The organism is Acinetobacter rongchengensis (genome assembly GCF_003611475.1).
GTDB lineage: Bacteria > Pseudomonadota > Gammaproteobacteria > Pseudomonadales > Moraxellaceae > Acinetobacter > Acinetobacter rongchengensis.
Genome location: NZ_RAXT01000143.1, coordinates 1 through 1,480, shown reverse-complemented (window position 1 = coordinate 1,480; position 1,480 = coordinate 1). Strand labels below are relative to the sequence as shown.

General features: G+C 62.2%; 2 protein-coding genes and 1 pseudogene. All 3 read right to left on the bottom strand.

Annotation, left to right across the window (positions count from 1 at the left end; genetic code table 11):
* The coding region (gene merD, locus D7V20_RS19115) for a mercury resistance co-regulator MerD (protein WP_120385396.1) at positions 1-271 on the bottom strand (271 nt) is incomplete at its 3' end.
* A gap of 40 nt (positions 272-311) precedes the next feature.
* Positions 312-938 (bottom strand): organomercurial lyase MerB, encoded by a 627-nt coding sequence (gene merB / locus D7V20_RS19110; protein WP_033917456.1) that lies wholly within the window; start codon positions 936-938, stop codon positions 312-314.
* A 39-nt stretch (positions 939-977) separates the two neighbouring features.
* A pseudogene (locus D7V20_RS19105) lies at positions 978-1,480 on the bottom strand (mercury(II) reductase); the annotation flags it as partial.

Below are 1,480 nucleotides of genomic sequence, written 5' to 3'. Positions count from 1 at the left end.
GTTGCCGCAACACGGCAAGCTGCGCAGACGCACCGTCACCGTCCGCAGCATCCAGCGCCCGGCACAGCCGCGCCAGCACATCCAGGCCGATGCCCGCTTCGAAGGCGGCCCGCACGAAGCGTAGCCGTTGCAAGGCGGCATCGTTGAACAGGCCGTAGCCGCCTGGGGTGCACGCCACCGGCCGCAGCAATCCACGCAGCAGGTAGTCGCGCACGATATGCACACTCACGCCCGCGTCATGTGCTAAGCGGGAAACTGTATAAGCGCTCACTGAACACCTCCTTTTCCTCACCCTGCGCAGCACAGGACAGTTACGTCCCGCTAGGCGATGACAGCTGTCGAGCAAGCTCTTGCCCAAGGCGAAAGGCCTCTTCGACGCCCACAACTTCGGCACCCTCATGCTGCGCGACCCAATCGTCAGCGGCAGCGGCGCTGGCAAAAAAGTGGACGTGGCAGCAGAAGGAGCAGCGAATGTCGGATGACGCATTTGGTCGCACCAGTGACACAACTGCGCTCGCCGGTTCGAGCCGGTGCAGCCCATCTGGCGCCACCGTAAGCGATACCTCTTCACCCGTTGTAGGGCAGCGCGAGGAGACGTACGCGCTCCTGCCGAGCAAAGCCGGGAATATTAATACGTCTAGGGCGCACCACGTGTAGAGACGTTGGCCGTCAATCTCAAAGGTATGCGGGGTTTCGCGCAGCGTAAGGCCATAGCCGACAATATTGCCGTCGTCGTCATACTCGGTGCTGGGGACCTGATCGAGTGCTGCCGCGACTCTGTCGGCCGGCCAGTCGAGCACGGTCGCGAGCGTTTTCCGCGAGACGGGACTTCCCTTGGCAATCTCGCGAAGAAGCGGAAGCAAGAGTTCAGTGGGATGTAGTCGGTTGATAACCGAGAAACGCTCCGCGATTTCTTTGACGAAGGTTGATGTTTCCATAGTTGTTTGGCTCCTTGGGGTTTGGTGATTTGATTCCGATTACCCGGCGCAGCAGGAAAGCTGCTTCACGTCCTTGCTGAAGGTCTGCGCCGCGAGCTTCAACCCCTCGACCATCGTCAGGTAAGGGAACAACTGGTCGGCCAGTTCCTGCACCGTCATGCGGTTGCGAATGGCGAGAACAGCCGTCTGGATCAGTTCGCCCGCTTCCGGGGCAACCGCCTGCACGCCGATGAGCCGTCCGCTACCTTCCTCAATGACCAGCTTGATGAAGCCGCGTGTGTCGAAGTTGGCAAGCGCACGCGGCACGTTGTCGAGCGTCAGCGTGCGGCTGTCGGTTTCGATGCCATCGTGGTGCGCTTCCGCCTCGCTGTAGCCCACGGTCGCCACTTGCGGGTCGGTGAACACCACGGCCGGCATCGCGGTCAGATTGATGGCGGCGTCGCCGCCGGTCATGTTAATGGCCGCACGAGTGCCGGCCGCTGCCGCCACATAGACGAACTGCGGCTGGTCGGTGCAGTCGCCGGCCGCGTAGATGTTCGGGC